The sequence below is a fragment of the Paucibacter soli genome, assembly GCF_037482845.1.
Lineage (GTDB): Bacteria > Pseudomonadota > Gammaproteobacteria > Burkholderiales > Burkholderiaceae_C > Paucibacter_B > Paucibacter_B soli.
This window is the reverse complement of the sequence record NZ_JBBHJW010000034.1, coordinates 1-1,055: the sequence shown is the minus strand read 5'-3', so window position 1 is coordinate 1,055 and position 1,055 is coordinate 1. Positions and strand designations below refer to the sequence as shown.

Below are 1,055 nucleotides of genomic sequence, written 5' to 3'. Positions count from 1 at the left end.
CCTGATTAGGCACGTAGCTCAGCTGGCGCACGCTATGAGCTACCTAAAGCGGACGATAGCGGCATCACAACAGTGGAGCCGCCCATGCCAACCAACTGGATTCAGTTCCAACCTGGACTCTCTCTGGCTGAGTTCTATCGCCGTTTCGGTACCGTCGAGCAATGTCGAGATGCGTTGACGCGGATGCGCTGGCCCAAAGGATTTTTTTGTCCCGGATGCGGTGGCGCGTCACACAGTCGATATGACCGCGATGGTCGTCGCTACTGGCAGTGCAGCGAGTGCCGGCAGCAGACCAGCCTGACCGCCGGTACGGTGTTCGACGCCACCAAATTGCCACTGACGGTTTGGTTCCTCGCGGCCCACTTGTTGACCCAGACAAAGACGGGCATCTCAGCACTGCAGCTCAGGCGTGACTTGGGAATCAGCTACCGGAGCGCTTGGCTGGTGAAGCACAAGCTGATGCAGGTGATGTTTGATCAGGAAACAGACCGCAAGCTCGAAACGACGGTTCAGATCGACGATGTTTTTGTTGGCGGTGAACGCACCGGGTGTGGAACCGGGCGATCTGCACCAAACAAGGTTTTGGTGATCGCCGCAGTACAGCCCACCAGCTCTGGCAAGGCTCAATTCCTGAGAATGGACGTTGTGCCGAACTGGGGCATGGGCGCGATCATGCGCTGGGCCATCAAGGCGCTGTCCGTAGGCACGCACGTCGTAAGCGACGGCTTGACAAGCTTCACCGCCGTCAAGCGCGTGGGGTTTGCGCACGAACCCATCATTGCCGGCAATGGAAAAACAGGCGCCCAGCATCCCCGATTCCTGGCGGTCAACACGACGCTTGGCAACCTCAAGACTTGGATGGCGGCCACCTTCAAAGGATTCAAGCTGAGCCACTACACGCAGCGCTATCTCGCCGAGTTCCAGTACCGATTCAATCGTCGCTTCGATCTGCGGACCATCATGGACGCATTGCTATGCGACTGCGCAGCCACCTCGCCATGGCGCGAGTCGCAATTGCGGACCCGAATGCCAGCGGTAATTCATTCCTAATCAGG

At 58.4% G+C, this 1,055-nt stretch carries 1 protein-coding gene; it reads left to right on the top strand.

Annotation, left to right across the window (positions count from 1 at the left end; translation table 11 throughout):
* The first annotated feature begins 84 nt into the window (after window positions 1-84).
* The gene (locus tag WG898_RS25145; RefSeq protein ID WP_339605516.1) at window positions 85-1,050 is read left to right on the top strand and encodes an IS1595 family transposase; all 966 of its coding nucleotides are present in this window, start codon (window positions 85-87) and stop codon (window positions 1,048-1,050) included.
* The last annotated feature ends 5 nt before the right edge of the window (window positions 1,051-1,055 follow it).

What these genes read in the sequence shown, in the direction of transcription:
- WG898_RS25145 (WP_339605516.1), top strand. Translation starts at nt 85, where the DNA reads ATGCCAACCAACTGGATTCAGTTCCAACCTGGACTCTCTCTGGCTGAG.